This is a genomic window from Rhizobium sp. 05L429 (assembly GCF_056397645.1).
In genome coordinates this window covers 220,375-245,574 of the sequence record NZ_JBFTNV010000006.1, presented here as the reverse complement: position 1 = coordinate 245,574, position 25,200 = coordinate 220,375, and the positions used below count along the sequence as shown (strand labels likewise).

At 60.5% G+C, this 25,200-nt stretch carries 26 protein-coding genes and 1 pseudogene; 16 read left to right on the top strand and 11 right to left on the bottom strand.

Annotated elements, in window-relative coordinates; translation table 11 throughout:
• Positions 1–4 precede the first annotated feature (4 nt).
• Positions 5–982 carry an ABC transporter substrate-binding protein gene (locus tag AC1DNW_RS08840; RefSeq protein ID WP_477852476.1) on the bottom strand — a complete coding sequence of 326 codons (978 nt, stop codon included), beginning with the start codon at positions 980–982 and terminating at the stop codon, positions 5–7.
• Between the two features lie 236 nt (positions 983–1,218).
• On the opposite strand from AC1DNW_RS08840, the gene AC1DNW_RS08835 reads away from it, so the two are divergent.
• The 3 genes and pseudogenes from AC1DNW_RS08835 to AC1DNW_RS08825 all read left to right on the top strand — a co-directional run bounded on the left by AC1DNW_RS08835 (position 1,219) and on the right by AC1DNW_RS08825 (position 3,929).
• Positions 1,219–1,557 (top strand): hypothetical protein, encoded by a 339-nt coding sequence (locus AC1DNW_RS08835; protein WP_113296706.1) that lies wholly within the window; start codon positions 1,219–1,221, stop codon positions 1,555–1,557.
• 169 nt (positions 1,558–1,726) lie between these two features.
• The gene (locus tag AC1DNW_RS08830; protein WP_477852474.1) at positions 1,727–2,785 is read left to right on the top strand and encodes an aldo/keto reductase; all 1,059 of its coding nucleotides are present in this window, start codon (positions 1,727–1,729) and stop codon (positions 2,783–2,785) included.
• Positions 2,786–2,880: 95 nt separating this feature from the next.
• Positions 2,881–3,929 (top strand): annotated as a pseudogene (locus tag AC1DNW_RS08825) (DUF2278 family protein).
• Positions 3,930–3,954: 25 nt separating this feature from the next.
• On the opposite strand, the gene AC1DNW_RS08820 reads toward AC1DNW_RS08825, so the two are convergent.
• A complete protein-coding gene (locus AC1DNW_RS08820; protein ID WP_113311151.1) occupies positions 3,955–5,172 on the bottom strand; it encodes an aminotransferase-like domain-containing protein in 1,218 nt (405 codons plus the stop codon).
• A gap of 313 nt (positions 5,173–5,485) precedes the next feature.
• Between AC1DNW_RS08820 and AC1DNW_RS08815 the strand changes: the two genes are divergently transcribed.
• The 4 genes from AC1DNW_RS08815 to AC1DNW_RS08800 all read left to right on the top strand — a co-directional run bounded on the left by AC1DNW_RS08815 (position 5,486) and on the right by AC1DNW_RS08800 (position 7,909).
• Positions 5,486–6,583 carry a branched-chain amino acid aminotransferase gene (locus AC1DNW_RS08815; protein WP_477832070.1) on the top strand — a complete coding sequence of 366 codons (1,098 nt, stop codon included), beginning with the start codon at positions 5,486–5,488 and terminating at the stop codon, positions 6,581–6,583.
• A 167-nt stretch (positions 6,584–6,750) separates the two neighbouring features.
• Positions 6,751–6,960: an AbrB/MazE/SpoVT family DNA-binding domain-containing protein gene (locus tag AC1DNW_RS08810; RefSeq protein ID WP_113311153.1), complete on the top strand. Its 210-nt coding sequence runs from the start codon at positions 6,751–6,753 to the stop codon at positions 6,958–6,960.
• Positions 6,960–7,337 (top strand): type II toxin-antitoxin system VapC family toxin, encoded by a 378-nt coding sequence (locus AC1DNW_RS08805; RefSeq protein ID WP_113296700.1) that lies wholly within the window; start codon positions 6,960–6,962, stop codon positions 7,335–7,337. The genes AC1DNW_RS08810 and AC1DNW_RS08805 overlap by 1 nt, the downstream gene beginning before the upstream one ends.
• Positions 7,334–7,909, top strand: a complete 576-nt coding sequence (locus tag AC1DNW_RS08800) for a class I SAM-dependent methyltransferase (RefSeq protein WP_113311154.1) — start codon at positions 7,334–7,336, stop codon at positions 7,907–7,909. Before AC1DNW_RS08805 ends, AC1DNW_RS08800 begins: the two co-directional genes overlap by 4 nt.
• Before the next feature lie 51 nt (positions 7,910–7,960).
• Here the strand turns inward: AC1DNW_RS08800 and ilvC are convergent, their stop codons facing one another.
• Together ilvC and AC1DNW_RS08790 are read right to left on the bottom strand one after the other, a co-directional pair.
• On the bottom strand, positions 7,961–8,980 hold the full coding sequence (ilvC, locus tag AC1DNW_RS08795) for a ketol-acid reductoisomerase (protein WP_477852471.1): 1,020 nt from the start codon (positions 8,978–8,980) through the stop codon (positions 7,961–7,963).
• A 47-nt stretch (positions 8,981–9,027) separates the two neighbouring features.
• Positions 9,028–9,678: a TetR/AcrR family transcriptional regulator C-terminal domain-containing protein gene (locus tag AC1DNW_RS08790; RefSeq protein WP_113296697.1), complete on the bottom strand. Its 651-nt coding sequence runs from the start codon at positions 9,676–9,678 to the stop codon at positions 9,028–9,030.
• Between the two features lie 174 nt (positions 9,679–9,852).
• Between AC1DNW_RS08790 and AC1DNW_RS08785 the strand changes: the two genes are divergently transcribed.
• Positions 9,853–10,209, top strand: coding sequence for a DUF4087 domain-containing protein (locus AC1DNW_RS08785; protein WP_113296696.1), 357 nt, complete (start codon positions 9,853–9,855; stop codon positions 10,207–10,209).
• A 16-nt stretch (positions 10,210–10,225) separates the two neighbouring features.
• Here the strand turns inward: AC1DNW_RS08785 and AC1DNW_RS08780 are convergent, their stop codons facing one another.
• Positions 10,226–11,134 carry an AraC family transcriptional regulator gene (locus AC1DNW_RS08780; RefSeq protein WP_477852469.1) on the bottom strand — a complete coding sequence of 303 codons (909 nt, stop codon included), beginning with the start codon at positions 11,132–11,134 and terminating at the stop codon, positions 10,226–10,228.
• Positions 11,135–11,326: 192 nt separating this feature from the next.
• Here AC1DNW_RS08780 and AC1DNW_RS08775 point away from each other — a divergent pair, with 192 nt between their 5' ends.
• Positions 11,327–12,373: an NAD(P)-dependent alcohol dehydrogenase gene (locus AC1DNW_RS08775; RefSeq protein ID WP_113296694.1), complete on the top strand. Its 1,047-nt coding sequence runs from the start codon at positions 11,327–11,329 to the stop codon at positions 12,371–12,373.
• 56 nt (positions 12,374–12,429) lie between these two features.
• Here AC1DNW_RS08775 and AC1DNW_RS08770 read toward each other — a convergent pair whose 3' ends face one another.
• The 3 genes from AC1DNW_RS08770 to AC1DNW_RS08760 form a co-directional block, all read right to left on the bottom strand.
• The gene (locus AC1DNW_RS08770; RefSeq protein WP_477852468.1) at positions 12,430–13,710 is read right to left on the bottom strand and encodes an NAD(P)/FAD-dependent oxidoreductase; all 1,281 of its coding nucleotides are present in this window, start codon (positions 13,708–13,710) and stop codon (positions 12,430–12,432) included.
• 111 nt (positions 13,711–13,821) lie between these two features.
• Positions 13,822–14,367, bottom strand: a complete 546-nt coding sequence (locus AC1DNW_RS08765) for a PH domain-containing protein (RefSeq protein ID WP_113312304.1) — start codon at positions 14,365–14,367, stop codon at positions 13,822–13,824.
• A gap of 26 nt (positions 14,368–14,393) precedes the next feature.
• A complete protein-coding gene (locus AC1DNW_RS08760; RefSeq protein ID WP_113312307.1) occupies positions 14,394–14,858 on the bottom strand; it encodes an Lrp/AsnC family transcriptional regulator in 465 nt (154 codons plus the stop codon).
• Between the two features lie 151 nt (positions 14,859–15,009).
• Between AC1DNW_RS08760 and AC1DNW_RS08755 the strand changes: the two genes are divergently transcribed.
• From AC1DNW_RS08755 to AC1DNW_RS08740, 4 genes are all read left to right on the top strand, one after another.
• Positions 15,010–15,732: an aspartate/glutamate racemase family protein gene (locus AC1DNW_RS08755; RefSeq protein ID WP_113312305.1), complete on the top strand. Its 723-nt coding sequence runs from the start codon at positions 15,010–15,012 to the stop codon at positions 15,730–15,732.
• Positions 15,733–15,794: 62 nt separating this feature from the next.
• Positions 15,795–16,718, top strand: coding sequence for a bifunctional helix-turn-helix transcriptional regulator/GNAT family N-acetyltransferase (locus tag AC1DNW_RS08750; protein ID WP_477852465.1), 924 nt, complete (start codon positions 15,795–15,797; stop codon positions 16,716–16,718).
• Between the two features lie 59 nt (positions 16,719–16,777).
• Positions 16,778–17,416, top strand: coding sequence for a TetR/AcrR family transcriptional regulator (locus tag AC1DNW_RS08745; RefSeq protein ID WP_477852463.1), 639 nt, complete (start codon positions 16,778–16,780; stop codon positions 17,414–17,416).
• 92 nt (positions 17,417–17,508) lie between these two features.
• Positions 17,509–18,717: an MFS transporter gene (locus tag AC1DNW_RS08740; RefSeq protein ID WP_477852461.1), complete on the top strand. Its 1,209-nt coding sequence runs from the start codon at positions 17,509–17,511 to the stop codon at positions 18,715–18,717.
• 88 nt (positions 18,718–18,805) lie between these two features.
• Here AC1DNW_RS08740 and AC1DNW_RS08735 read toward each other — a convergent pair whose 3' ends face one another.
• A complete protein-coding gene (locus AC1DNW_RS08735) occupies positions 18,806–19,237 on the bottom strand; it encodes a winged helix-turn-helix transcriptional regulator (protein WP_477852460.1) in 432 nt (143 codons plus the stop codon).
• Positions 19,238–19,354: 117 nt separating this feature from the next.
• Here AC1DNW_RS08735 and AC1DNW_RS08730 point away from each other — a divergent pair, with 117 nt between their 5' ends.
• Positions 19,355–20,242, top strand: a complete 888-nt coding sequence (locus AC1DNW_RS08730; RefSeq protein WP_113311970.1) for an SDR family oxidoreductase — start codon at positions 19,355–19,357, stop codon at positions 20,240–20,242.
• A gap of 60 nt (positions 20,243–20,302) precedes the next feature.
• Here the strand turns inward: AC1DNW_RS08730 and AC1DNW_RS08725 are convergent, their stop codons facing one another.
• Positions 20,303–21,055 carry a pyridoxine 5'-phosphate synthase gene (locus AC1DNW_RS08725; RefSeq protein ID WP_113296685.1) on the bottom strand — a complete coding sequence of 251 codons (753 nt, stop codon included), beginning with the start codon at positions 21,053–21,055 and terminating at the stop codon, positions 20,303–20,305.
• Between the two features lie 414 nt (positions 21,056–21,469).
• On the opposite strand from AC1DNW_RS08725, the gene AC1DNW_RS08720 reads away from it, so the two are divergent.
• Positions 21,470–22,162, top strand: coding sequence for a MerR family transcriptional regulator (locus AC1DNW_RS08720; RefSeq protein WP_113296684.1), 693 nt, complete (start codon positions 21,470–21,472; stop codon positions 22,160–22,162).
• A 68-nt stretch (positions 22,163–22,230) separates the two neighbouring features.
• Here AC1DNW_RS08720 and AC1DNW_RS08715 read toward each other — a convergent pair whose 3' ends face one another.
• The gene (locus AC1DNW_RS08715) at positions 22,231–23,358 is read right to left on the bottom strand and encodes an ATP-dependent DNA helicase (protein ID WP_113296740.1); all 1,128 of its coding nucleotides are present in this window, start codon (positions 23,356–23,358) and stop codon (positions 22,231–22,233) included.
• 157 nt (positions 23,359–23,515) lie between these two features.
• Here AC1DNW_RS08715 and AC1DNW_RS08710 point away from each other — a divergent pair, with 157 nt between their 5' ends.
• Entirely contained in the window at positions 23,516–25,192 is a 1,677-nt protein-coding gene (locus tag AC1DNW_RS08710; RefSeq protein WP_477852457.1) for a DHA2 family efflux MFS transporter permease subunit, read from the top strand.
• Positions 25,193–25,200 lie beyond the last annotated feature (8 nt).

Here is a 25,200-nt window from a genome sequence, read left to right as displayed (position 1 = left end):
TCTATTATTTCGAACCGAAGAGATCCGTAAAGGTCTTCAGGTCCTTGTCGGTATTTTTCAGCGCCTCGGCGGCGTTGATGGGCAGAACCTTGATCGTGTCGCGTGCCGGGAAACCTGCGGGCAGCTTCATGCCGTTGCGGGCCGGAATATAACCGAGTTTCAGGAAGCCTTCCTGGCCTTTTTCGGAGAGAACGTAGTCGACGAACTTCTTAGCGGCATCGGCATTCTTGGCGCTGGCGAGAATACCGACCGGCTCGGTCACAGCCGAAACGCCTTCGCTCGGGAAGACGAATTCAACCGGAGCGCCCTTGGCCTTTTCGCGGATCGGCAGGTAATCGACGACCACGCCGTAAGCCTTTTCGCCAGTGGCGACGGACTTCAGGACAACGCCGTTGCCGCCGGAAGCGACAGCARCATTATCGGCAAGCGATTTGTAGAAATCCCAGCCGAGGCCGGGAACGGCGGCCAGCGTCTGGGCATGAATAAGAGCTGCACCCGAAGCAAGCGGGCTCGGCATGGTGACGAGGCCCTTGGCTTCCGGCTTGGCAAGATCTTTCCAGCTCGTCGGCTTCATGGCAGCCGACGTGTTGTACATGATGCCGGTCGTGATCAGCTTCGTGGAATAGTAATAACCGCCGGCGTCATAGAGAGCAGCGTCGTAGTTTGCTGCTTCCGGCGACTTGTAGGCGAGCAGCTTGCCGTCTTCCTTGAGGCGCTCGAGCGTCACGACATCGGCGATCAAGAGAACGTCGGCAACCGGATTGCCGGCCTGGATTTCAGCCTGGAGCTTTGCCATGATCTTCGGCGTGCCGTCGCGCACCCAGTCGACCTTGATATCGGGGTTGGCGGCCATGAAACCATCGACGGTCGCCTGCGCATCTTCGTTCGGCTGGCTGGTGTAGAGAACGAGATTGGCGGCGGAAGCCGGGACGGCGAGAAGGCTCGCGGCAAGCAATGCAGCGGCGGAAACTAGCGTTTTCATGGATGACCCTCGGATTGCGATACCCCTCCCTTATTAGGGGCGTTTGACAGCGATGTGACAGGGCACAGCGGCCTCGGCTTGGTCAACCAGGCCAGCCGATTGCCGCGCCTTCCTATCTGCTTTCTCAACAAAACACGCATTTTTCCGATAGGGGTAAAAGCAAATCATATAAACTTTAGATTGAATCATCTACGGCTCTGCGATGCCCGATCCGCTTTCAACACGCTGGAGCCCCAATGAAGATCTGTATTGCGACCGTGCTTGCCTGTGCGATTCTCGCCGGATGTCAGACGACAGCCAATAAACCGTCCAAAGAATTGAAGGATTATCCCGAGGGGGTAGCCTATCAGGACTGCCTCTTGTCGCGCGCAGTCGCCTATGCCCCGCAACAAGGCTCGCCATTGGAATTGGGATTGATCGCCGCCAACTCCTGCAGCTCCGCTCGCCAGGCCCTGCTCGACGCAGTCAGCAAAAATGAAAGCCCGGGCTTTGTGCGTGAACTGTCACGCGCTATGGAACGAAATCAACCGCTAGTCGCGGCAGATATGATCCTCGCGCTGCGGACAAAAAAATAGCGTTTATCCCGAAGTCTGCTCGCCGACCTCGTGTCGAAATCCGCTGGCTATTGTCCTCGCGCAAGCGTCGGCAAGAGCGTAATCTCACGGAGGCGTGAACGTTTTGCTGTTTGACGATCAGCTGCCCTGMGGTACGTCAATCAGGCCATTTTCATGAGGAGGAATTTCAATGGAATATCGTTTGCTCGGCCGTTCCGGCCTGAAAGTTTCCACTGCAACCATGGGCACGATGACCTTCGGCGGCGTCGGCTGGGCAAAGACGGTCGGCGATCTCGGCGCGCAGGAAGCCCGCCGTATGGTCGATATCTGCCTCGATGCCGGCGTCAACCTGATCGATACGGCCAATGTCTATTCTTCCGGCGAATCCGAAAATATCATCGGTGAAGTGCTCGGCGGCAAGCGCCCTGATGGAGTGCTGCTCGCCACCAAGGCCCGCTTCGGCATGGGCGATGGCCCGAACGACCGCGGCCTGTCGCGCTACCACCTGATCCGCGAATGCGAGGCGAGCCTCAAGCGCATGAAGACCGATGTCATCGACCTCTATCAGGTCCATGAATGGGACGGCCAGACGCCGCTCGAAGAAACCATGGAAGCGCTCGATACCCTGATCAAGCAGGGCAAGGTGCGTTATGTCGGCTKCTCGAACTATTCCGGCTGGCACATCATGAAGGCGCTAGGCGTCGCCAACGAACACAAGTACCAGCGCTTCGTCAGCCAGCAGATCCACTACACGCTGGAAGCCCGCGACGCCGAATACGAACTGCTGCCGATCTCCATCGATCAGGGCCTCGGCGTCCTCGTCTGGAGCCCGCTCGCCGGCGGTCTTCTCTCCGGCAAGCACCGCCGCAATGCCGCCGCTCCCGAAGGCACCCGCCAGTTCGCCGGCTGGACCGAACCGCCGATCCGCGACGAAGACCGCCTCTGGAACATCGTCGAAACGCTGGTGGCAATCGGCGAGGAACGCGGCGTTTCGGCAGCGCAGGTCGCACTCGCCTGGCTGATCGGCCGCAAGGCGGTCACGTCTGTCATCATCGGCGGCCGCACAGAGGCTCAGTTCAAGGACAACCTCGCCGCCGCCGATCTGAAGCTCTCGGAGGAGGAGCGCAAGCGCCTCGACGATGTCAGCGTACCGCCGGTGATCTACCCCTACTGGCACCAGCTCAACACGGCGAATGACAGGCTGAGTGAAGCCGACATGGAACTCTTCGCGCCGCACCTGAAGAAGTAAGCTCTCCAAAGCATTGCATGGCGGAAAATCAGCGTCACAAAAGATGCATTTCCGCCATGCTATCGTGAACCCCTGCCCCCATCACGAGGTTCACCATGCTCCGGAATTACAAGGTGCTGAAGGGTACGGCTTCGGCGCTCGCCCTTGACGACGACAACGATCCGCATATCGAAATCCGCATCGAGGCCGGTGGCGTCAGCTATCGCATCGCCATGAACGTGCGCTCGAAGGAATCGCCGCACGACTTGCTCTATGCCAATGTCATGGATTTCCAGCACGAGACGCTGACATCAGAACTCACCGCTTTGCCTATGGGTCTGACCGATATCAGAGGCGACCGAAAGGATCTGGCGATCGACTATGTGCGCGGCGGCATGATCGAGCGCGAGGACATGGACGTGGCGCCCTTCCAGCTCGACGGGCCGAAGAACGATCTGCGCGATTTCATCGAACCGATCGTGCAGGAAGGCATCGCCGACAAGTCCATCCACTTCTACGCCTTCGGCGAAGCCTGGGGGCCGGAGAACAACAAGCCGGATGAATATTTCGGCTTCGAGCCCGGCAACGGCATTCACGATATCCATATGAATCAGGGCGACAGCGGCAGTTTCCGCGCCACCAACGCGCCCAATCAGGACGGCGCACTTCTGATCCATTTTTCGGATGAGGACCACTGGGCAGCGATCTTCCTCGGCTTCCAGTCGCAAAACTGGAACACCGATGCCAACACCGGCCATCCGGTCGGCGACAACAGGGGCGGTCAGGGCCGCGGTGAAGGCACCCGTCGGCCGCAGCCGATCGTCGCCTCGTCGCTGCGTATCGTCGCCGCCATGATCAGATCAATCCCGTGAACCGCGCCGACGGCACCGAGGAGGAGACGGTGACGCTCGTCAACCGCTCTGATGTCGCGATGTCGATCGAAGGCTGGTCGCTGGAAGATGGTGAAGGCCGCAAACAAAAGCTGACGGGATCCCTCGCCTCGGGCGAATTCCGCACCATCACGCTCGACCCTGACAATGGCGGCCCGCAGCTTGCCAACAAGGGCGGCGACATCATCCTGCTCAACGCCGATGGCGCGATTGCCGACCGGGTCGGCTACGGCAAGAGCGAGACCGCAAACGAAGGCTGGACGACGATTTTCTGATCGCCGCCCAGACCAATATTCGGTATCAGCCGATCTCGCTGGCGATCAGCCTGCCGAGACGGCTGATGCCCTCTTCGATCATCTGCTCGTTGGCGCAGGAGAAGCTGACGCGGAACGTGTTGGCACCCGAACCATCGGCGAAGAAGGCCTGGCCGGGAACGAAGGCGACCTTGGCGCTTTCCAACGACTTGGCCAGCAGTTTGGCGCCATCCATACCCTCCGGCAGCGTGACCCAGATGAACATGCCGCCTTCCGGCTTCGTCCAGCGCGAGCCTGCAGGCATGTACTTCTCGAGTGCCGCCAGCATGCTGTTGCGGCGCTGGCTGTAGGCGGCCCTGACCTTGGCGACCTGTGCATCGAAACCGCGTTCGGCAACTTCCGAAATCGCCATCTGGTTGATGGTCGAGGAATGCAGATCGGCCGCCTGCTTCATCAGCACCAGCTTGCGAATGACAGGCGCATTGCCGACGATGAAGCCGACGCGAAGACCCGGCGCCAGCGTCTTGGAGAAGCTGCCGCAATAGATCGTGCGCGTATCGTTGATATGGCCCTTTTCGGCAATCTCCAGCGCCAGGATCGGCGGGATCGGATCGCCGTTATAGCGTAGCGACTGGTAGGCGGCGTCTTCGATGACGGCGATGTCGAGCTCTTCGGCAAGTTTCAGAACCTTCTCGCGGCCATCGCGGTCGACGGTCTCGCCGGTCGGGTTGGAGAAATCGGCAGAGAGATAGGCGAATTTCACCTTGCCGCCCTTTTGCGCTGCAGCCTCGCGGTAAGAATCCGGCGTGCGGTTACCGCCGGGCGTCAGCTGGTCATAGGACGGCTCGTAGGCATTGAAAGCCTGCAGCGCGCCGAGATAGGTCGGCCAGGTGACGAGTGCGGTATCGTTGGGCGACAGGAACAGCTTGCCGAGATAATCGAGGCCCTGCTGCGAGCCAGAGACGATGAAGACATTGTCGAGCGCGCAGGGAATGCCGAGGTCCGCCATCTGCTTGACCAGCCATTCGCGCAACGGCTTGTAGCCTTCCGAGACCGAATATTGGAGGGCGGAGTTGACGGCCGAGCTGTCGAAAATGTCAGCATAAGCCTGCTTGAATTCCTTGTCCGGAAACAGCGCCGGGTCGGGAATGCCGCCGGCAAAGGAGATGATGTCAGGCCGGTCGAGAAGTTTCAGAAGCTCGCGGATTTCCGAGGCGCGCATCCGTGAAGAGCGCGTCGCAAACATATTGTCCCAGTTCAGCATGGGGTTTCCTCATATTTTTATAATATCAGCAGCTCACCATGCAGTGAAATTTATGTCAACAATACTGACCTATTTTCTTGTCACTGTGACAAGATTGGAGGTCTTATATTTGAAAGCCCTGGTGTCGATCGGGCTGACATCAGAGATTTCACACAACCAAACCGAATGCCTGCCTCGTTGCGTGAAAGTTCGGCACATCACGCGATTATTCCTCTGATCAAAAGCCGAAACCGGCTGATTCAGACCTTTCCAAAACCGGTCCGGCAGCAGTAGTGTGCCGGCCATTATTCAATGGACTATCAAGGTGCCAGCAATGACCGCGACGTCGACCTCTCCTGAAATCAAGATCGAATTCCACAAGTCTCCCGTCTCCGATGCCGACCGAATCCGGGCACTGGAAACGCCCGGTTTCGGCAAGATCTTCACGGATCATATGGTCCTGGCACGATGGACTGCCGACAAGGGCTGGCACGATGCGAAGGTAACGGCGAGGCGGCCTCTGGAGCTCGATCCTGCGAGCGCCGTGCTGCACTACGCGCAGGAAATCTTCGAAGGCATGAAAGCCTACAAGGCAGACGATGGCCGCATCCTGCTCTTCCGGCCTGAAGAAAACGCCCGCCGCTTCGCGCAGTCGGCGGCCCGCATGGCGATGCCTGCCGTGCCGGAGGAACTTTTCCTGAAGGCGGTTGAAGAACTTGTTCGCGTCGACAAGAACTGGATACCCTCAGGTGACGCCAGCCTCTACCTTCGCCCCTTCATGTTCGCCAACGAAGCATTCCTCGGCGTTCGTCCGGCGCAGGAATATATCTTCTGCATCATCGCCTCCCCGGTCGGCGCCTATTTCAAGGGCGGCGCGAAGGCGGTCTCGCTCTGGGTCGAAACCGCCTATACCCGCGCAGCCGCCGGTGGCACCGGTGCCGCAAAATGCGGCGGAAACTACGCAGCCAGCCTGGTGGCCCAGGCCGAAGCGGCGAAGAAGGATTGCGATCAGGTCGTCTTCCTGGACGCAGCAGAGCATCGCTGGGTCGAAGAACTCGGCGGCATGAACGTCTTCTTCGTGATGAACGACGGAACGGTCGTGACCCCGCCGCTCGGCGGCACGATCCTGCCCGGCATCACCCGCGCCTCGGTCATCGTGCTGGCTGAAGAAAAAGGCCTGCGCGTAGAACAGCGCCCCTACTCCTTCGAGGAATGGCAGGCCGATGCGGCAAGCGGCAAACTCGTCGAAGCCTTCGCTTGCGGCACAGCCGCGGTGCTGGCCGGCATCGGCCTGGTTCGCCACGCCGACGGCGAATTCAAGGTCGGAGACGGCCAGACCGGCAAGCTGACATCAGAACTGCGCCAACAGCTCGTCGGTCTGCAGAAGGGCGTCACGAACGACGAGCGCGGCTGGACGCGCCGTGTTCTCTGATCTGAAGTCCGGGAATGCTGCTGCGTTCCCGACGTAGATCTCCCGCGACAGCGCGACAACATCGAAGCCGGGCTTAATGCCCGGTTTTTAATTGCTGGAAACGGTTCGCCGTTGACCGCAACGAGCCAAATTCTTACTATCTAATGATCGATAGAGGAAAGGTAAGAATGGCAACCACAACTCTCTCCGCAAAATTCCAGATCTCCATTCCGAAGGAAGTGCGCGAACAGCAGCACTGGTCCGCAGGCCAGGAATTCGTCTTCATCCCCAAGGGCAAAGGCGTCCTGCTCATCCCCGTCCCCGAACTCGCCGATCTCAAGGGCATGGCCAAAGGCGCCGACCCCGCCAACTATCGCGACAGGAAAGACCGGTTCTGATGCGCGTCGTCGATAGCTCGGCTTGGATCGAATGGCTGACACAAGGCCCGGCAACAGACCGCCTGCAGGGCGAAATGCCCGTGCGCACAGAATGTATCGTCCCGACTATCGTACAACTCGAACTCGCTAAATGGCTGGAGCGCGAACGTGGTGAGGACGCCGTCGATTCCTTCTTCGCCTACACAGCCACCTGCATCATCGCGCCCCTCGATACGGCGCTCGCCCGCCGCGCTGCCGAAGTCTCGGCCAGGCGGAAGCTCGCGCTTGCAGATGCCATCATCTACGCCACCGCCGAATTGCACGATACCGATGTCCTGACACTGGACGCCCATTTCAAGAACCTGGACCGGGTGATCTATATCGAGAAGAATCTATGACCATCTCCTTCTACGACGACAACGCCGAGGCTTACGCCACCCGCGATCGCAAGCCAAAGGCGACAAGGCTCGATGCCTTCCTGGCCGCCCTCCCCGAACAGACACGCATCCTGGAGCTTGGCTGCGGTGGTGGACAGGACTGCGCCTACATGCTGTCCAAGGGCTTCGACGTCACTCCGACGGATGGCTCGGCTGCGCTTGCCCGGCAGGCCGAGAAGCTGGTCGGCAGGCCGGTAAAGGTCATGCGCTTCGAAGATCTATCAGCCAGCGAGGAATTCGGTGGCATCTGGGCGGAGGCAAGCCTCCTGCATGTGCCTCGCGCCGATCTCCCCACCATCCTCACTCTCATCCGCAACGCCCTGAAGCAGGACGGCGTCTTCCACGCGAGCTTCAAGGCCGGTACCGCCGAAGGCCATGACAGCTTCGGTCGCTACTACAACTATCCTTCGAGCGAATGGCTGCAGGAGTTGCTCGTTGCCGGAGGCTGGAGGCATATCGCGATCAACGAAGCCGATGGCGGCGGCTACGACGACAAGCCGACCCGCTGGCTGTATCTCAGCGCCAGTAAATGAAAAGGCCGGAACTTTCGTCCCGGCCTCTCATAATCACAATCTTGGAACAGCTTAGTTGACGGACTTGTCGACCAGCTTGTTCTTGCCGATCCAGGGCATCATGGCGCGGAGCTTCGTGCCGACTTCCTCGATCTGGTGGCTGTCGTTCAGGCGACGAATGCCCTTGAAGCGCGCGCCGCCGGCGCGGTATTCCTGCATCCAGTCCGAGGTGAACTTGCCGGTCTGGATGTCCTTGAGGACACGCTTCATCTCGGCCTTGGTCTCGGCGGTGATGATGCGCGGACCGGAGACGTATTCGCCCCACTCGGCCGTGTTGGAGATCGAGTAGTTCATGTTGGCGATGCCGCCTTCATAGATCAGGTCGACGATCAGCTTCACTTCGTGCAGGCATTCGAAATAGGCCATTTCCGGAGCGTAACCGGCTTCGGTGAGCGTTTCGAAACCAGCGCGGATGAGTTCGACGAGGCCGCCGCAGAGAACGACCTGTTCGCCGAAGAGGTCGGTTTCGCACTCTTCGCGGAAGTTGGTTTCGATGATGCCCGAACGGCCGCCGCCGACGCCGCAGGCGTAGGAGAGCGCGAGTTCAAGTGCATTGCCGGACGCGTTCTGGTGAACGGCTACGAGGCAGGGAACGCCGCCGCCCTTCTGGTATTCGCCGCGAACCGTGTGGCCCGGGCCCTTCGRGGCGATCATGACGACGTCGACCGAAGCCTTCGGCTCGATGAGGCCGAAGTGGACGTTGAGGCCGTGGGCGAAGGCGATGGCTGCGCCGTCACGGATGTTGCCGGCGATGTCGGCCTTGTAGATGTCGGCCTGCAGTTCGTCCGGGGTTGCCATCATCATCAGGTCGGCCCAGGCGGCAGCTTCGGCAACCGTCATGACCTTGAAGCCATCGGCTTCGGCCTTCTTGACGGTCGGCGAACCGGCTTTGAGCGCGATGACAACGTTCTGGGCGCCGGAATCCTTGAGGTTCAGCGCATGTGCGCGACCCTGCGAACCGTAGCCGATGATGGCGACTTTCTTGGACTTGATGAGGTTGAGATCGGCATCACGATCGTAATAGACGCGCATTGAAATTCCTTCCCTTTTGCTTGTCTTGTTGACTGTCAGTAAGCGGGTCAGCCGAGGATCGGCATCTCCGCCAGAACTTTCTCCGTGCCGTAGAGGCGCAGGAAAGCGGTGACCGCCTTCTCCGCCTGACGCGCGGTATCCTTGAGGCCTGGCTCGCCGAGCAGCATGCGCACATGCAGATCGGAAACACTAAGACCGTAAAGCGTGTGATAGGCCTCGTCGGCATCATGGAAGCGCAACAGCCCTGCCCGTTTGCCGGCATCGATCAGCGCCATGGCACGGCGGTCGATCTGCCGCCGGCCGCGTTCGAGCAGAAGCTTGCCAAGCTTGGAGCCGTCGCGATGCGACTGGCCGATTGCCAGCCGGTTCAGCGCCAGCGAGACATCGCCGGCCAGAACCTCGAGCAGGTCGCGTGCAAAGATGACGAGATGGTCGTGCAGGCTCGTATAAGTCAGCCGCTCTCCGCTGCGCTCGAAGGTGCGCACCTTGCTCGCCTGGTAGGCGATCATCGCAGACAGCAATCCATCACGGTCGCCGAACCACTTGTAGAGGCTTTCCTTGGAGCAGTTGGCCGCGCGCGCCACGCCCGAGGTCGTCAGCGCCTTCTCCCCGCCATCGACGAGAAGCTGCAGCGCCTGCTCCAGAACAGCGTTCTGGCGTGGCGAAAACTCGCTCGGCTCTGCGACATCGACTGACACGGATTCAACTCCCCATTTACGTACCGTACGGTACGGTTCGTGGCGTTTATGCGCCAGATCGAGGGCTCTCGTCAAGAAGCATCAGGAGATTTTTTCGTATCATATGAAACAGTGGAATTCGGCTGTTCGAAGGCAGGCAAATAGCCGAGTATCGAGGCCCAAGGAGAATCGCCCGTGAAGACAGCAGTCCTCGCCGCAGCTTTGTCGCTCGCTCTCGCCTTTCCCGCTCTTGCCGCCGAAACGCGCTGCGGCTGGATCCAGAACCCGACACCCGCCAACTGGTGGCTGGACGATGCGGAAAATACCTGGACGATCATGACGCAGGGAAGCGGTGACGAGCCTGAGGGCATGGACCTCATCCCCGACATTTCCGAGCACGATTACGTGCAGACCAACGGCAATTACGGCTATGCCTGCGCCTGTATGAGCGTCGAGACCGATGGCAAGGAACGCATCACGCGCATCCTCTCCTTCCGCCAGTTGAAGCTTGCGAAGTGCCGTGCCGACAAGGCGCTGAAATTCCCAGGCTGAGACTTACTCCCACGCCTTATTCCGCTGCTACAGCATCTCGCGCGCCATCGACATCGCGTGCGGGTGAAGCGCCGTAGAGGCGGMTATATTCGCGGCTGAACTGCGACGGGCTCTGATAGCCGACCTGATGACCGGCAGTCCCTGCATCCAGCCGCTCCACCAGCATCAGCCGGCGCGCCTCATGCAGGCGAAGCTGCTTCTGATATTGCATCGGCGTCATTGCCGTCACCGATTTGAAGTGGTGATGGAAGGATGACGCGCTCATGCTGACGTGGTCGGCTAGTTCCTCGATGCGCAGGGGCCGAGCGAAATTCTCCTTCAGCCAGGCGACGGCGCGCGCGATCCTGTTGCTGTGGCTGTCAGCCGTCGCGATGTTGATCAGCCGCTCGCCATCCGGCCCGGTCAGTATCCGATAGAGGATTTCCTGCTCGATCAGCGGCGCCATGGCCGGAATGTCGTCTGGACGATCGAGCAAGCGCAGCAGGCGCACGGCGGCGTCCAGAAGCTCCGGCGGGGCGACGTTGACGGTCATACCGCGCTGCCCGTCTGTGTGGGCGCCTGGGCGAGGAACATCAATGCGGCTTAAGAGCTCCAGCAGCTTTTCGGAGTCAATCGCGAGCCCCAGACAGAGATGCGGCACCTCCGGGCTGGCCTCGGCGATACGCCATGCGACCGGCAGATCGAGCGAAGTCAGCAGATAGTCCCCGGTTCCGTAGCTGATGAACTCATTGCCGAGGCGGAGGCTCTTGGCGCCCTGCAGCACAAAGGCGAAGCAGGGCTTGTAGCTACTATGCAGCGGATCACTGGGGTTCGAGCGGCGGCTGATGTGGAGGTTGCCGATCGACGTGCGGAACTCGCCATCGCCTGGCGCAAAGCGCATCGCGATATCGACGATTTCCTGATAGGGATTGAAGGGCAATGTCATGCGGCAACTCTTTCTGTCTGACACCAGCGATACCGCTTCTATCTAGGCCGCCTTTTCCATTTCGCAAACAGGTGGCCGGCTCACTTTTGCAGGATCGTGCAAAAAGCTGAGAGTATCGCTCTAACGCTGCAGCACGGTTCCGGGCAATATTCCGCCCACCCCCACCCCTCCCAATCGAAAAGGAAGGTTCCCATGCCTATTGCAAGAGGCTACGCCGCGACTGACGCTTCCAAGCCGCTGACCCCCTTCACCTTCGAACGCCGCAATCCGAACCCGGATGACGTCGTCATCGACATCAAGTTTGCAGGCATCTGCCATTCGGACATTCACACCGTCCGCAACGAATGGAAGAACGCCGTTTATCCGATCGTGCCGGGCCATGAGATCGCCGGCATCGTGACCGCTGTCGGCTCCGAAGTGACCAAGTTCAAGGTCGGCGATCGCGTCGGCGTCGGCTGCTTCGTCGATTCCTGCGTCGGCTGCGCCACCCGCGATGTCGATCTGGAACAGTATATGCCGGGCCTCGTCGGCACCTACAATGAGTTCGAAGCAGACGGCAAGACCCGCACCCAGGGCGGCTATTCCGATAGCATCGTCGTCAAGGAAGGCTATGTCATGTCCATCCCGGACAACCTTCCGCTCGACGCGTCCGCTCCGCTTCTCTGCGCCGGCATCACGCTCTATTCGCCGCTGCGCCACTGGAAGGCCGGTCCCGGCAAGAAGGTTGCCATCGTCGGCATGGGCGGCCTCGGCCATATGGGCGTCAAGCTGGGTGCTGCCATGGGCGCCGATATCACCGTGCTCTCGCAGAGCCTCTCCAAGAAGGAAGATGGCCTGAAGCTCGGCGCCAAGGAATATTACGCCACCAACGACCCGGAAACCTTCAAGAAGCTCGCCGGCGCCTTCGACCTCGTCATCTGCACCGTCAGCGCCGAGATCGACTGGAATGCCTATCTCGGCCTCGTGAAGGTGGATGGCGCTTTCGTCGTGGTCGGCGTTCCCGAAAACGCAATCCCGGTTCACGCCTTCTCGCTGGTCCCGGGCCGCAAGAGCATCTCCGGCTCGATGATCGGCTCGATCAAGGAAACCCAGGAAATGCTCGACTTCTGTGGCGAGCACAACATCGTTTCCGAGATCGAGAAGATCAACATCCAGCAGGTCAACGAAGCCTATGAGCGCGTCCTGAAGAGCGACGTCCGCTACCGCTTCGTCATCGACATCGCCTCGCTGGCAGCCTGATGAAACAGAAAGGGCGGCTCCCGGAGCCGCCCTTTTCCTTTATCGTCTGTTTGCCCCTACCGGTCGTCGCGCATGGTCTCGCGCTGGGTGATCAGCCGGGCGCTGTGCTGGCCGCTCATATAGATCCAGAACCAGTTCCAGGCGACGGCGAAGCGCGAGCGCGTGCCGATCAGGAAGTAGATATGGGCGAGCCCCCAGATCCACCAGGCGAGCCAGCCCTTGAGCTTGAACCGGCCGAAATCGATGATCGCCGCACTCTTGCCGATCGTCGCCAGACTTCCCTGATGCCAATATTTGAACGGTCCCGGCGCCGGCTTGCCGGATAGCCGCGCACGGATGACCTTCGCGACATAGCCGCCCTGCTGCTTGGCCGCCGGCGCAATGCCCGGCACCGGCTTGCCATCCTCACGTATCACAGAAGCCGTATCGCCGATCACGAAGACATCGGGCAAGCCCGGCGCCGTCAGATCCTTCTCGACGATGGTGCGCCCCGCCCGGTCGGCCGGCACGCCGAGCCAGCGCGCCGCATGCGAAGCCTGCACGCCTGCGGCCCAGACGATCGTGCGGCTCGGAATGAAACTTTCGCCGACCGTCACGCCATCAGCCGTACATTGCGTCACCGGCGTACCCGTCAGCACCTCGACGCCCAGCTTTTCCAATGCCTTTTGCGCATAAGCCGAGAGATCCTCGGCAAAAGCCGGCAATACCCGCGGCCCCGCCTCGATCAGCACGACGCGGGTCTTGCGCGTGTCGATGTTGCGGAATTCCTTGGGCAGCGTGAAATGCGCCAACTCGGCGATGATGCCGGCAAGCTCGCAGCCCGTGGGGCCTGCACCAACGATAGAGAAAGTCAAAAACGCGTCGCGCACAGCGGGATCGCTTTCCACTTCCGCCCGCTCGAAGGCGAGCAGCACGCGGCGGCGGATGGTCGTCGCATCCTCGAGCGTCTTCAGGCCCGGGGCGACAGGTTCCCATTCGTCATGGCCGAAATAAGCGTGCGTTGCGCCAGTCGCCAGCACCAGCGTATCGTATTTCAGCACCATGCCACTGCGCAGGGACACGGTCTTTGCATTGGGATCGACGCCATTGACCTCACCGAGCAGCGTGGTCACCTCGGGCCGGTCGGCATAGAGATGGCGGATCGGCCAGGCGATCTCTGAAGTGGATAGGATGGTGGTAGCCACCTGATAAAGCAGCGGCTGGAAGAGATGGTGGTTGCGCCGGTCTATAAGCGTGATCTTCACGCCCCCTCCCCTTGATCCCAGGCCTTTCAATCCATTGACGAGCTGCAGCCCGCCGAAACCGCCGCCGACAACGACGACGTGATGCTCGCTCATGACCTACCCCTTTTTGTCATTCTGCTGCAGCCAATGTCGCCTTTCACACAAAGGTTTCAACTGCCTTTTCGGCATGCCTKCCCTGCGCCGCCGACGGTCGATACGCTAGGGTTACCGGCTCCCCCTGATATCCGATCGTGCTTTTTCGAGAATACCGTAAACGTGCTGCGCATTTTCGATCCCGAGAAGCTGAGGTTCATTGGCGAGGGCGGGTGTCCAGCCGCTCATCCGTCGATCTGACCTTACGCCGAATTTGATCGTGCCCCTGCCCCGGTCGCCTTCTTCAAGGCTGATCGACGGCAGRAGTTCGAGTTGGCTCGTGGATAAATTTCGAAAGAGGCCGCTTCTCCTGATGATGATGCGTCTGTCGGTCACCGCGTATTCCGTCCGCGCCCGCGCGGCAGCATCGACGAAGAAACGTCCTGCCATGATGTAGAGCCCGATAAACACGAACGGCAGACCCCACAATTTCATGAGAACCGGCCCATTCCCGAGCACGGCAGTGGTTTCCCAAGAGATCGCGAAGCCGCCCCAGAGAAGCGAGAAGGGAATAAGGAGGAAATCCCGCGATGTCAGGAGAAATCCCTGCGCCGGACGCCCTGACCAGAGAAGCTTTTCCCCCGGCATAAAAAGACTAAGAATATCTCTATCGTTCATTCAACCATGCCCCTCAACACCGTAGCTCATCGGGCATAGCCCACCGGTATCGCCGTCCCGTGTTTTAATTCTTCCATCGAGATCGATGCCGAAACGTCGAAGAGTTCGAGCTTGCGGACGATTTGCTTGTAAATCACGTCGTAATGCTCGACGCGCGGCAGCACGACCTTCAGGATGTAATCGTAATTGCCGGTCAGCCGATGTGCCTCGACGATCTCGGGGATATCGCTGATCGCGCGGCGGAAGGCCTCCGTCCATTCGTCGGAATGATGCGCCGTCTTGATGAGCGCAAAGAGCGTGGTCGGCACGCCCATCCGCTCGCGATCCAGCACGACGATGCGACGCGCGATGTAGCCGCTCTCCTCCAGCCGCTGGATGCGCCGCGAACAGGCCGAGACCGATAAAGCCACTCGCTCTGCAAGGTCGGTCACGGAGATGCCTGCATCGTCCTGCAGGATATCGAGAATCCGCCTGTCGCGATCGTCGATCATGATGGAGACCACGCTGAAATTTTGCAAGAAACCGAAAAATCCCGCAAAACCTTAGCACGTATCGATGCAAAAGCACAAACAATGCAAACACGTCGCGCCTGATCTGCTGCATCATTACCGCATTCGAAAACACCATAGGGAGCGAGAATCCATGAAAAACATCGGCCTGATCGGCGGCATGAGCTTCGAAAGTTCCGCGGTCTATTACCGCCTCATCAACGAAATGGTGCGCGAGCGCCTGGGCGGCCTGGCCTCTGCCGAGCTCACTTTGCATTCGGTGAATTTCGAGGAGATCGTTGCCCTGCAGAAGGCCGGCGCCTGGGATATGGCGGCCTCGCGTCTCGGCGATGTCGCTCTGCGCCTGCAGATTGGCGGCGCCCATTGCGTGCTGATCTGCACCAACACAATGCATCTGATCGCGCCCGAGGTTGCCGCACACATCTCGGTGCCGCTGATCCACATCATCGACGAGACGGCGAAAACCATCCATCAATCCGGCTGCAAGCGCCCGCTGCTGCTTGCCACGCGCTACACGATGGAGCACGGCTTCTATACCGACCGCATGAAGGGCCTCGGCCTCGATATCATGGTGCCCGAAGCCGCCGACCGCACCACTGTCCACGACATCATCTTCAACGAGCTATGCGCCGGCAAGGTGCTCGACAGTTCGCGCGAGAAACTGATGGCCGTGATCGAGCGCGCCCGCGCCAAGGGCTGTGACAGCATCATTCTCGGCTGCACCGAGATCTGCCTGATCCTCGACCCCGATCATCTTCCCCTTGTTGGATTCGACACGACGGCGATCCATGCCCGCGCTGCCGTCGATTTCGCGCTCGAGGGTGAAATAACCAAGGAAGAGGAAGACGCAGCCTGAGTCATCAATTTAGTTGACTCAGTCAAATAAAAACAGCAGGGTTTCCATCAGGAGACCCTGCCATGACCGATCTTGCCCTCATCGAATCCGCCCGCGAATTCAACCGTTTCTACACGAACTTCCTTGGCCTTTTGAACAAGGCCTATCTCGACACGCCCTTCACGCTGACGGATGCGCGCGTGCTCTTCGAGATCGGCGCGCATGACGGCGTGAGTGCCGGCGCGCTTGCCCGCGACCTGCAGCTCGATCCCGCCTATCTCAGCCGCATTCTCAAGCGCTTCCGTGCCGAAGACCTCATCGAGGCGACGCCCGATCCGGCCGACCAGCGCAGCCAGATCATCACTGTCACCGACAAGGGACGAGCCCAGTTCGAGGAATTCGGTCGTCGCTCCAACGCCCAGATCGCCGCCCGGTTCGACACTTTGACCGATGGCGAGCCACAGGCCGCCGTTGCCGCCATGCGCACGATCCGCGCCATCCTCGATCCGCAGGCGAAAGCGGCTGCCGCCATCATCCGCCCGCATCGAGCCGGCGATATCGGCTGGATCGTCCAGAGCCAGGGACGATTCTATGTGGAGGAATATGGCTGGGATCTGCGCTTCGAAGGGTTGGTCGCCGATGTCGCCGGCAAGTTCCTCGCCAATTTCGACCCCGGGATGGAATATTGCTGGATCGCCGAGCGCAGCGGCATCAATCTCGGCTCGGTGCTGATCACCAATGGCGGCGACGGCATTGCCAAACTCCGCCTGCTCTATGTCGACAAGGCTKCCCGTGGCCTCGGCCTCGGCAGGCAGCTGGTCGATGAATGCATCGCCTTTTCGCGGGGTAAGGGATACCGGCAGATCTCTCTCTGGACCAACGATTTCCTCCATACCGCCCGCGCCATCTACCAGAAGGCCGGATTCCGGCTTGTCTCCGAGGAGAGACACCGCATGTTCGGCCCGGAGGCCAACGGCCAGACCTGGGTGCTCGATCTGAACCTGTGAACAGGTGGTGTCGCAAAAATTCACTTGATTTGGAAATGATCATTCCCTAATTAGGCGTCATGACCATCGACGCCCTCATATCCGCTGCCGTTGCGCCCAACACAAAAACCCGCAGCCGCGGCCGCCCGCGCGAGTTCGATATGGACGCCGCGTTGGATGCGGCGCTTCGCGTCTTCTCCGAGCGCGGCTACCATGCCGCCTCCATCAGCGAACTTACCGAAGCCATGGGCCTTGCCTCCGGTAGCGTCTACAAGGCTTTCAAAGAMAAGCGCGGCATCTTCCTTGCCGCCTTCAAGCGCTACCGCCAGCTCGGCCGCGGCCGGCTGGAAGCAAGGATCGCGGCGGCGAAGACCGGCCGTGAGAAGGTCTTCCAGATGGTGATGTACTATGCCGAGCTTTCCCACGGCGAAGCCGGCCTCAAGGGTTGCCTCGTCGTCGGCGGCGCAAACGACCTCTCCCTGCTGGATGCTGAAGCTGCAGGGCATGTCGCCGCCGCCTTTTCCGCCGATGAGAAGCTGATGGCCGATCTGATCCGCATCGGCCAGGCCGATGGCACCATTCCGCCGACCTTGGACGCTGATGCTACGGCCCTCACCTTTCTCTGCCTGACCAAGGGCTTTCGTGTCATCGGGAGGACGGGACGCGCCGAGGAAGAGATGATGGCTGCGGCAGAAGCCGCCATGCGGCTGGTGACTTGACGACCGAATGCCGGAATCCGATCAAGGATCGGGTGGCGGCAGACGATTAAATTGCATTCAATCCTCCCAATCATTGCCTATTGGAGTTTCTGATGAGCGTTTCAGCCACCACGCCGGATACGGCCGTACCTCGTGTCCTATCCCCCTGGCTAACCTTCCTTTTTGCAGCCTCCTGCGGCTTCGTCGCCGCCAACCTTTATTATGGCCAGCCGCTCGCCGGCCCGATCAGCGCCAATCTCGGCTTCTCGCCGGCCGCGACCGGCCTCATCGTCACGCTGACTCAGATCGGCTATGGCCTCGGCCTCTTGTTGATCGTGCCGCTAGCCGACCTCTTCGAAAACCGCCGCCTCATCCTGACGCTGATCGCCGCCTCGGCGCTTGCGCTGATTGGCGCTGCCTTCTCCTCCACGCCGGGCATGTTCCTGACAGCCTCGCTCTGCATTGGCCTTGCCTCGGTCGCAGCGCAGGTCCTCGTTCCCTTCGCCGCCAGCATGGCGCCGGATGCGACGCGCGGCCAGGTCGTCGGCAATGTCATGAGCGGCCTGCTTTGTGGCATCATGCTTGCCCGCCCCTTTGCGAGCCTCGTTGCCGAAGCCTCCTCCTGGCATGTGGTTTACTACGTCACCGCCGCGGTCATGATTGCGCTCGGCATCGTGCTGCGCGCCAACCTGCCGGTCCGCGTCCCTCATACGAAKCTGCGTTATAGTGAGCTGCTGGCCTCGATGGGCCATCTGGCAGTTAACTCGCGCGTGCTGCAGCGCCGCGCCCTCTATCAGGCAGGCATGTTCGGTGCCTTCAGCCTGTTCTGGACGACGGCGCCGCTGCTGCTTGCAAGCCCCGCCTTCGGCATGTCCCAGAACGGCATCGCCCTCTTTGCGCTGGCCGGTGCCGCCGGCGCCATCGCCTCGCCGATCGCCGGCCGCCTTGCCGACCGTGGCATGACGAAGGTCGCTTCCACGCTCGCCATGCTGCTCGGCATGGGCTCGTTCCTCATGAGCCATTTCGCCACTGACGGCTCGCTGATGGCGCTTATCCTGCTGACGGCTGCGGCGATCCTGCTGGATTTCGGCGTGACGACCAACCTCGTCTGCGGCCAGCGCGCCATCTACGGGCTGAGCCCGGAACACCGCGGCCGCCTGAACGGCCTCTTCATGGCGACCTTCTTCACCGGTGGCGCTATCGGCTCAGCGCTCGGCGGCTGGGCTTATGCAACGGGCGGCTGGTCGATGGCGGCCTGGATCGGCTTCTGCTTCCCGGCGCTCGCCTTCCTGTTCTTCCTGACGGAAGGCCGCGAGAAGTGATTGTCTCGGGATCAGGCGGGTCGTCCGCCTGATCCCCTAAAGCAATTCCAGCAAAAGTGTACTGCGGTTTTGCGTCCGGAATTGCGCTCTATAAAGCATCTGCGTCGAACCGCAGCCGCGCAGCGCGAACCTCATCATGGTTCGCCTCCGCCCAGTTCAGAAGCTGCGACAACACCGTGTAGAGCGACCGCCCAAGATCGGTCAGCCGATATTCGACGCTCGGCGGCTTCGTTGGAAAAACCTCCCGCTCGATATAGCCGTCCCGCTGCAGGTCGCGCAGCGACTGGGTCAGCATGCGCTGGGAAATATCGGGGATCATCCGGCGCAATTCGCCGAAGCGATAGGGCTGCTTGGCGAGCGCCTCCAGCAGCAGCGTCGACCACTTGCCGCCGATCTGCTGCATCACGTCGCGAACCGGGCAATTGGTGAAATCCAGACTGGCAAGGTCGATGTCGCGCCGCGCGCCCAACCCTTCGGATTGGCCTGTTCTCGCTTTCAGATTGACGATTGTTCCGKCCATGCTGGTTCCCTTTTGGTAACGAAGTCCCGAAAAACTGCCTTCTTTACAGTTTCCGGTCAATTCCTATTCTAGTGTTACTCTCTTTTTGAGACCACCTGTCAACCACTAGAGGATATCATGAGCGAAACCATTCTCGTCACCGGCGCCGCAGGCCAGCTCGGCCAGCTTGTCGTCCATCACCTGATCGAAAGCTACAAGGTCACCCCGGCAAACATCATTGCCGCGACCCGCAGCCCGGAAAAGCTCGCGAGCCTCGCCGCCAAGGGTGTTCTCACCCGCAAGGCGGATTTCGATGACGCCGCCGGCCTCGAAGCCGCTTTTGCCGGTGTCGACCGCCTGCTGATCATCAGCACTGACGCCCTCGACACACCCGGCAAGCGCCTGACCCAGCACAAGGCTGCTGTCGCCGCTGCAGTAAAGGCCGGGGTGAAGCACATCACCTACACCTCCATGCCGGCCCCGGATGGTTCGCTCGTCACCTTCGCACCCGACCATCTCGGCACCGAAAACGCCATCAAGGCGAGCGGCATCCCCTACACCATCGTCCGCGACGCCTGGTATCACGACAATTACCTGCACGGCATGCCGCACAATCTGCAGTCTGGAAAGTGGTTCACATCGGCCGGCGACGGCAAGATTTCGACCATCTCGCGTGACGATTGCGCACTCGCCATCGCTTCGGTTCTCGCAGCCGGCATCTCGGCCGGCGCCACCTATACGCTGACCGGCAAGCAGTCGCTGACATCGAAGGAGATCGCCGCCCTCGTCACCGAAGCGACCGGCAAGCCACTGGATGTCGTTACCGTGACCGATGAACAGCTTGGCCAGGGTATTCGCGGCGCCGGCCTGCCGGGCTTCGTCGCCGACATGCTGGTTTCGGCCGATGCCAATACCCGCGCCGGCAAGTTCGACATCGTCACCGACGACTTCACAAAGCTGACCGGCAGAGAGCCGCAGCCGCTGAAGGATTACTTCGTCGCCAACAAGGCCGCTCTCACCGCCTGAGCCGGCCTCATCTGAGGCGACTTTGGGCCCGCCCTCGCATCCACCGAGGGCGGGCCGCTTTCAGATCTTCTGGCCGCAGGCCCTGCAGAAGCGTCGCACCGTCTCCGCCATCCCATATTCCAACGCATCTGCCGTCAGCCCGTGGCCGATCGAAACCTCGGCAAGGGCTGGAATGCGCTTCACGAGCGCGGGCAGATTTGCCACCGTCAGGTCATGGCCGCCGTTGACGGCAAGACCCAGCGCAATCGCCGCATCCGCCGTCTTTCCCAGCCCTTCGAGGATCGGCCCTACCCGCTCCGGCGCATCGTAGCAGCCGCCATAGGGGCCGGTATAAAGCTCGATCCGATCAGCACCCGTCGCCTTCGCGGCCTTCACCGCTTCTTCGTCGCCATCGCCGTCGGCAAACAGCGAAACACGGCATCCCATTTTCTTCAGCCGGGTCACGACATCCGACAGCAACGCCTGATGCTTGCGGAAATCCCAGCCGTGATCCGAGGTCGCCTGCGAGGGATCGTCAGGCACCAGCGTCACCTGCTCCGGCTGAGCGCCGGCACAAAGCTCCAGGAATTCCTCGGTCGGATAACCCTCGATATTGAACTCCGCCTGCGGAAACTCGTCGTCGATCAGGTTGCGGATGACGGGAAGGTCGGAAAAACGGATATGCCGCTGGTCCGGCCGCGGATGCACGGTCAGTCCCGAAGCGCCGGCCGCAAGCGCAATGCGCCCGAGCCCTTCCACATCAGGCCACGGCAGATCGCGCCGGTTGCGCAGCATGGCGATGGCATTGAGGTTCACGGAAAGTTTGGCGGGCATGGCAATATCCGTCAGGGGTGGAGACTGGCCCTGCTTTTAAGCCAAGCCGTCCGCGAAGGCCAATGAGATTCGCATATGCATTCCATGTCCGGTCCTGATGGCCGCGCCTGCGGTCATGCGCGTACCGCAAACAATAATTTCCGTTCTTTTCGAAGATCATTTGTCAGCCGCAACATGCCATATGGTAGTAGTGACGAAATGACGCTCTCGACATTGCTATCCCATTTAAAAGCGGTTAGTTTTAGCACTTACAAAAGAAACCGTCCGCGCATAATGTGGGCGCTGCGTAACGAGTAAGTACGCCGAGTACTGCTTCTTCCAACGATAAGAACGCTAGAGGAAACCCCGCTCGCCGCGCTCCGGAAGCAACTGGCAAAGCCGCATGAGGTGCAACTATCTGCCCCAGGAGGGTTCATGCCTGACGGTTCCAGACGTTTGTTTGCCGCCGCCGGTATTGCTTCGGAGGCCCGGTCCAAATACCGGTTTCTGCCTTCGGCCGCATTGCCGCCGGATATTCCACAAGGCCCTGTTGCCATCGCCGATATGGCGAACGCTTTCGGCGTCACGCACAGGACACTGCATTTCTACGAAGAAAAAGGTCTGATTTCCGCAAACCGCATCGGCCTGATGCGCGTTTACGATCAGGATGACGTCATGCGCATGGCGGTCATCACCGTCTGCCGCGAAACCGGCATGCCGATCGCCGTCATCCAGGAATTGATGGACGTACTGCGCAGCGCAGCCTCACAGGAAGAGGCCGAATCGATTTTCCGCGAGGCCCTCTCCCAGCGCAAGCGCGAGCTGACGGCCGAGATGTCGACTTTGCACCGGCAGCTACAGCAGGTGAGCGATCTTCTCGATTACGACAGCAGCCTCGACCTGCCGCCGATCAACGACAACAGGGATCCGGCAAGCCTGACCGATCAGGAGCGCCAGTGCCTGGAGCTGATGGCTGAGGGATATTCGACGCAGCGCATTGCCCGCGCCCTTGACCTCAGGCATGAGGAAACGCGCGCATTGGAAGCCGACATCATCATGAAATTTCACGCCAACAATCGCTTTCAGGCGATCGCCAAGGCGGTTCTCCTTGGCGTCGTGCAGGCCTGATCACTGGGCAGCGGCCGCCACCGCAACCCTGTACGAGCAGATACGCCAGTTTTCAGCGGACGCCAATCTTAGCGGACAATCGTCAGCGTCTCCGCCGCGCGCGTAATCGCCGTATAGAGCCAGCGCTCGCGCGTATCGCGGAAGGCCCAGCTTTCGTCGAACAGCACGACATTATTCCACTGCGAACCCTGTGCCTTGTGCACCGTCAGCGCATAGCCGTAATCGAACTCGTCATAGCGCTTGCGCGTGTTCCAGGGGATCTCGCCTTCCACATTCTCGAAGGCCTCCTTCAGGAGCTTGATCTTCGCAGCCCCCCGATCCATGTCGTCATCTTCCGGACGCACCAGCAGGTTGATGCCGGGCTTGGTCGTTTCCTTGGATGAGGTCATGACCTGCCAGAGCGAGCCGTTAAGCAGCCCCTTGGCCGGGTCGTTGCGCAGGCAGACCAGCTTGTCGCCGGTCTGCGGATGTTCGGTCGTAAAACCCTTGAGTTCCCGCAGGCGCTGGTTATAGCGCCGCCGCGTCTTGTTGGTGCCGACAAGCACCTGATCGGCATCCATAACCAGGGGCTGTGTCACCTCGTTCTTCGAGATCACCCGCGCCTTGCCATAGTCGCCATACATGATCTCATTGCCTTCACGCACCTGCATGGCGAGCTTGATGATCGGGTTGTCGCGCGCCTGCCGATGGATATCGGTGAGCAGATAGTCCGGTTCCTGATTGGTGAAGTAGCCGCCGCCGGTGACCGGCGGCAGCTGGCCGGGATCGCCGAGCACGAGGATCGGCGTGCCGAAACTCATCAGATCCCTGCCGAGCGCTTCGTCCACCATCGAGCATTCATCGACGATGATAAGTGCTGCCTTGGCGACCGGGCTCTGACGGTTGATAGAAAACATCGGCGCGATCGAGGTCTTGCCGGTTTCCTCGTCGGCAACCTCTTCCTCGCCGCGCGGCCGGTAGATCAGCGAATGGATGGTCTTGGCATTCGATGCCCCGCGCGAGCGCAGCACCTGCGCCGCCTTGCCGGTGAAAGCCGCAAACAACACATCGCCATCGACATGCTCGGCGAAATGCTTGGCAAGCGTCGTCTTGCCTGTTCCGGCATAGCCAAACAGACGGAAGAGTGGAGACCTGCCCTCCTTCAGCCAGTTGGAAACGGCCTTCAGGGCTTCATCCTGTTGAGGAGCGAATTGCATGGAGGCGACTTGGCAGGATTCGCCTCCGATAGGCAAGGCGGAAATTCCCCGGCGGCGCAGCTTGCGCACCTTTGAGCATCGGCAACTCTGTGCCTTCACTCCACCGATTTACAAGCCACGCTTTATAGTCCTTCCGCAAAATCCCCGATTATCACGAATGACGCCTCGCGCGATGATCGTCGAATGGCAGACCGACTATGCCTGCAATACCAGGAGAACCGTGATGGCCCATTTTCCAGTTGAGACCGACAGGCGCTCGTCATTGTCTGGCGCATGTCTTCTGGTCGGAGCAATGTTCGCAGCGCTGACCGAAGCGGTCGCCGGAACTGTCCTGTCGATGGCAAGACTGGACATCATGGGAGACACCTATGCGTCTTCCGACGAGTTTGTCAGGCTTGAAGTCGGTTACGTCGCAGCAAAGCTTGTGGCCTTCGCGCTGACTCCCTGGATCGCCGGCCGGTTCACGTTGCAGAATGCGCTGACAGTGGCAACCGCCAGCATGACCGTTGCATGCGCACTTGCCGCCGTCTCCAGCGAATTGAACATCCTCCTGGCATTGAGGCTCATTCAGGGTTTCTCAGGCGGGGTCATTCTTGTGAGCGCCCAGACGCTTCTCTTCCAGGTTTTCGCCCGCAGGGAGCAGCCGCTTATCCAGACGCTGTTTGCAATCGGCGCTGTGGTCGCTCCCGCAACGCTTGCGCCATTCATGCACGGCTGGCTTCTCGACACCCTGTCATGGAGGTGGATCTTCACCGCCGTCGTTCCCGTCGGCCTCGCGGCCGTGCTGCTTCTTGCATGGACCGATGCCGGGCAAACGGCCGAAGCACGCCGCTCCCGCTTCGACTGGTTCGGAACCGCGATGTTTGCGATAGCGGCCTTCTCGATCACCTACCTGCTCAACCGTGGAAACCGTTGGGACTGGTTGCGAAACGACGACATCATCATGCTGACGCTCGCCGCCGCGGCCGCCTTTCTTCTGCTCATCATTCATTGCCTGCGCGGTAAACGTGAAGACAAACTTCTCGATCTCGGCGTCTTCGGCAATGGCGGTTTCTCCTTCGGCTTCCTTGCGAGTTTCGTGGCGGGTTTCGCGCTGCTCGGCAGCAGTTACCTCATCCCGTCTTTTTCCATATCGATCCTGAAGATGACCCCCACCGCAGCCGGTGCCTTGCTCTTGCCGAGCACTGCCATGTTCGTGACGACGCTGTTCCTCACCGCAGCCCTTATCCAGCGCCTCGGCATGACACCGGTCGCAACGGTTCCGTTCGGCGTGATGGGCTTGATGTGCGCCATGTGGATGTTATCGGGATCGTCAGGCGGCAGCGGGATTCCCGATATGCTCCCGGCAATCCTGCTTCGCGGCGCGGCCCTCGGTTTTCTCTTCCTGTCGATAACCCTCGTCACAATGCTCGGCCTCAGCAAGGCGCATCTTGTTTATGGCGTGGGCCTGTTCAATGCCGGGCGCCAGATCGGCGGTCTCATCGGAATAGCCTTTCTTCAAACCTTCATCGAGAATGAAACAGCCCAGAACCGGGCTGTCCTTGCCGCCCATATCATACCCGGTCGTCCTGAAGTGATTCAGCGGCTGGCGATGATGAGCCGCTATTTCGCAACCCATGGAATAGAGCTTGGAGCCGCCGCAAAGGCCTCCGGCGCCTTGCTCGGAAAACAGGTCATGATGCAGGCGAGCGTCATCGCCTTCAACTCCGCCTTTTTCTCTMTCACCCTGTTCTTCCTCGGCGCAGCACCCTTCCTGATCCTTTCGAAAGTGATCATCGGCAAGCTCATCGCTCGCAGAACCGCGTCGGCAGGTGGTCTGGCGCATACCCGATGAGATACGCC

Bases quoted from the DNA above. Each gene is read 5' to 3' on its own strand.
- AC1DNW_RS08820 (WP_113311151.1), bottom strand. From the start codon at position 5,172: ATGCTGAACTGGGACAATATGTTTGCGACGCGCTCTTCACGGATGCGC.
- AC1DNW_RS08810 (WP_113311153.1), top strand. From the start codon at position 6,751: ATGGCAACCACAACTCTCTCCGCAAAATTCCAGATCTCCATTCCGAAG.
- AC1DNW_RS08725 (WP_113296685.1), bottom strand. From the start codon at position 21,055: ATGCCCGCCAAACTTTCCGTGAACCTCAATGCCATCGCCATGCTGCGC.
- AC1DNW_RS08760 (WP_113312307.1), bottom strand. From the start codon at position 14,858: ATGATCGACGATCGCGACAGGCGGATTCTCGATATCCTGCAGGACGAT.
- AC1DNW_RS08835 (WP_113296706.1), top strand. From the start codon at position 1,219: ATGAAGATCTGTATTGCGACCGTGCTTGCCTGTGCGATTCTCGCCGGA.
- AC1DNW_RS08815 (WP_477832070.1), top strand. From the start codon at position 5,486: ATGACCGCGACGTCGACCTCTCCTGAAATCAAGATCGAATTCCACAAG.
- AC1DNW_RS08730 (WP_113311970.1), top strand. From the start codon at position 19,355: ATGAGCGAAACCATTCTCGTCACCGGCGCCGCAGGCCAGCTCGGCCAG.
- AC1DNW_RS08755 (WP_113312305.1), top strand. From the start codon at position 15,010: ATGAAAAACATCGGCCTGATCGGCGGCATGAGCTTCGAAAGTTCCGCG.
- AC1DNW_RS08770 (WP_477852468.1), bottom strand. From the start codon at position 13,710: ATGAGCGAGCATCACGTCGTCGTTGTCGGCGGCGGTTTCGGCGGGCTG.
- AC1DNW_RS08800 (WP_113311154.1), top strand. From the start codon at position 7,334: ATGACCATCTCCTTCTACGACGACAACGCCGAGGCTTACGCCACCCGC.
- AC1DNW_RS08720 (WP_113296684.1), top strand. From the start codon at position 21,470: ATGCCTGACGGTTCCAGACGTTTGTTTGCCGCCGCCGGTATTGCTTCG.
- AC1DNW_RS08715 (WP_113296740.1), bottom strand. From the start codon at position 23,358: ATGCAATTCGCTCCTCAACAGGATGAAGCCCTGAAGGCCGTTTCCAAC.
- AC1DNW_RS08805 (WP_113296700.1), top strand. From the start codon at position 6,960: ATGCGCGTCGTCGATAGCTCGGCTTGGATCGAATGGCTGACACAAGGC.
- AC1DNW_RS08775 (WP_113296694.1), top strand. From the start codon at position 11,327: ATGCCTATTGCAAGAGGCTACGCCGCGACTGACGCTTCCAAGCCGCTG.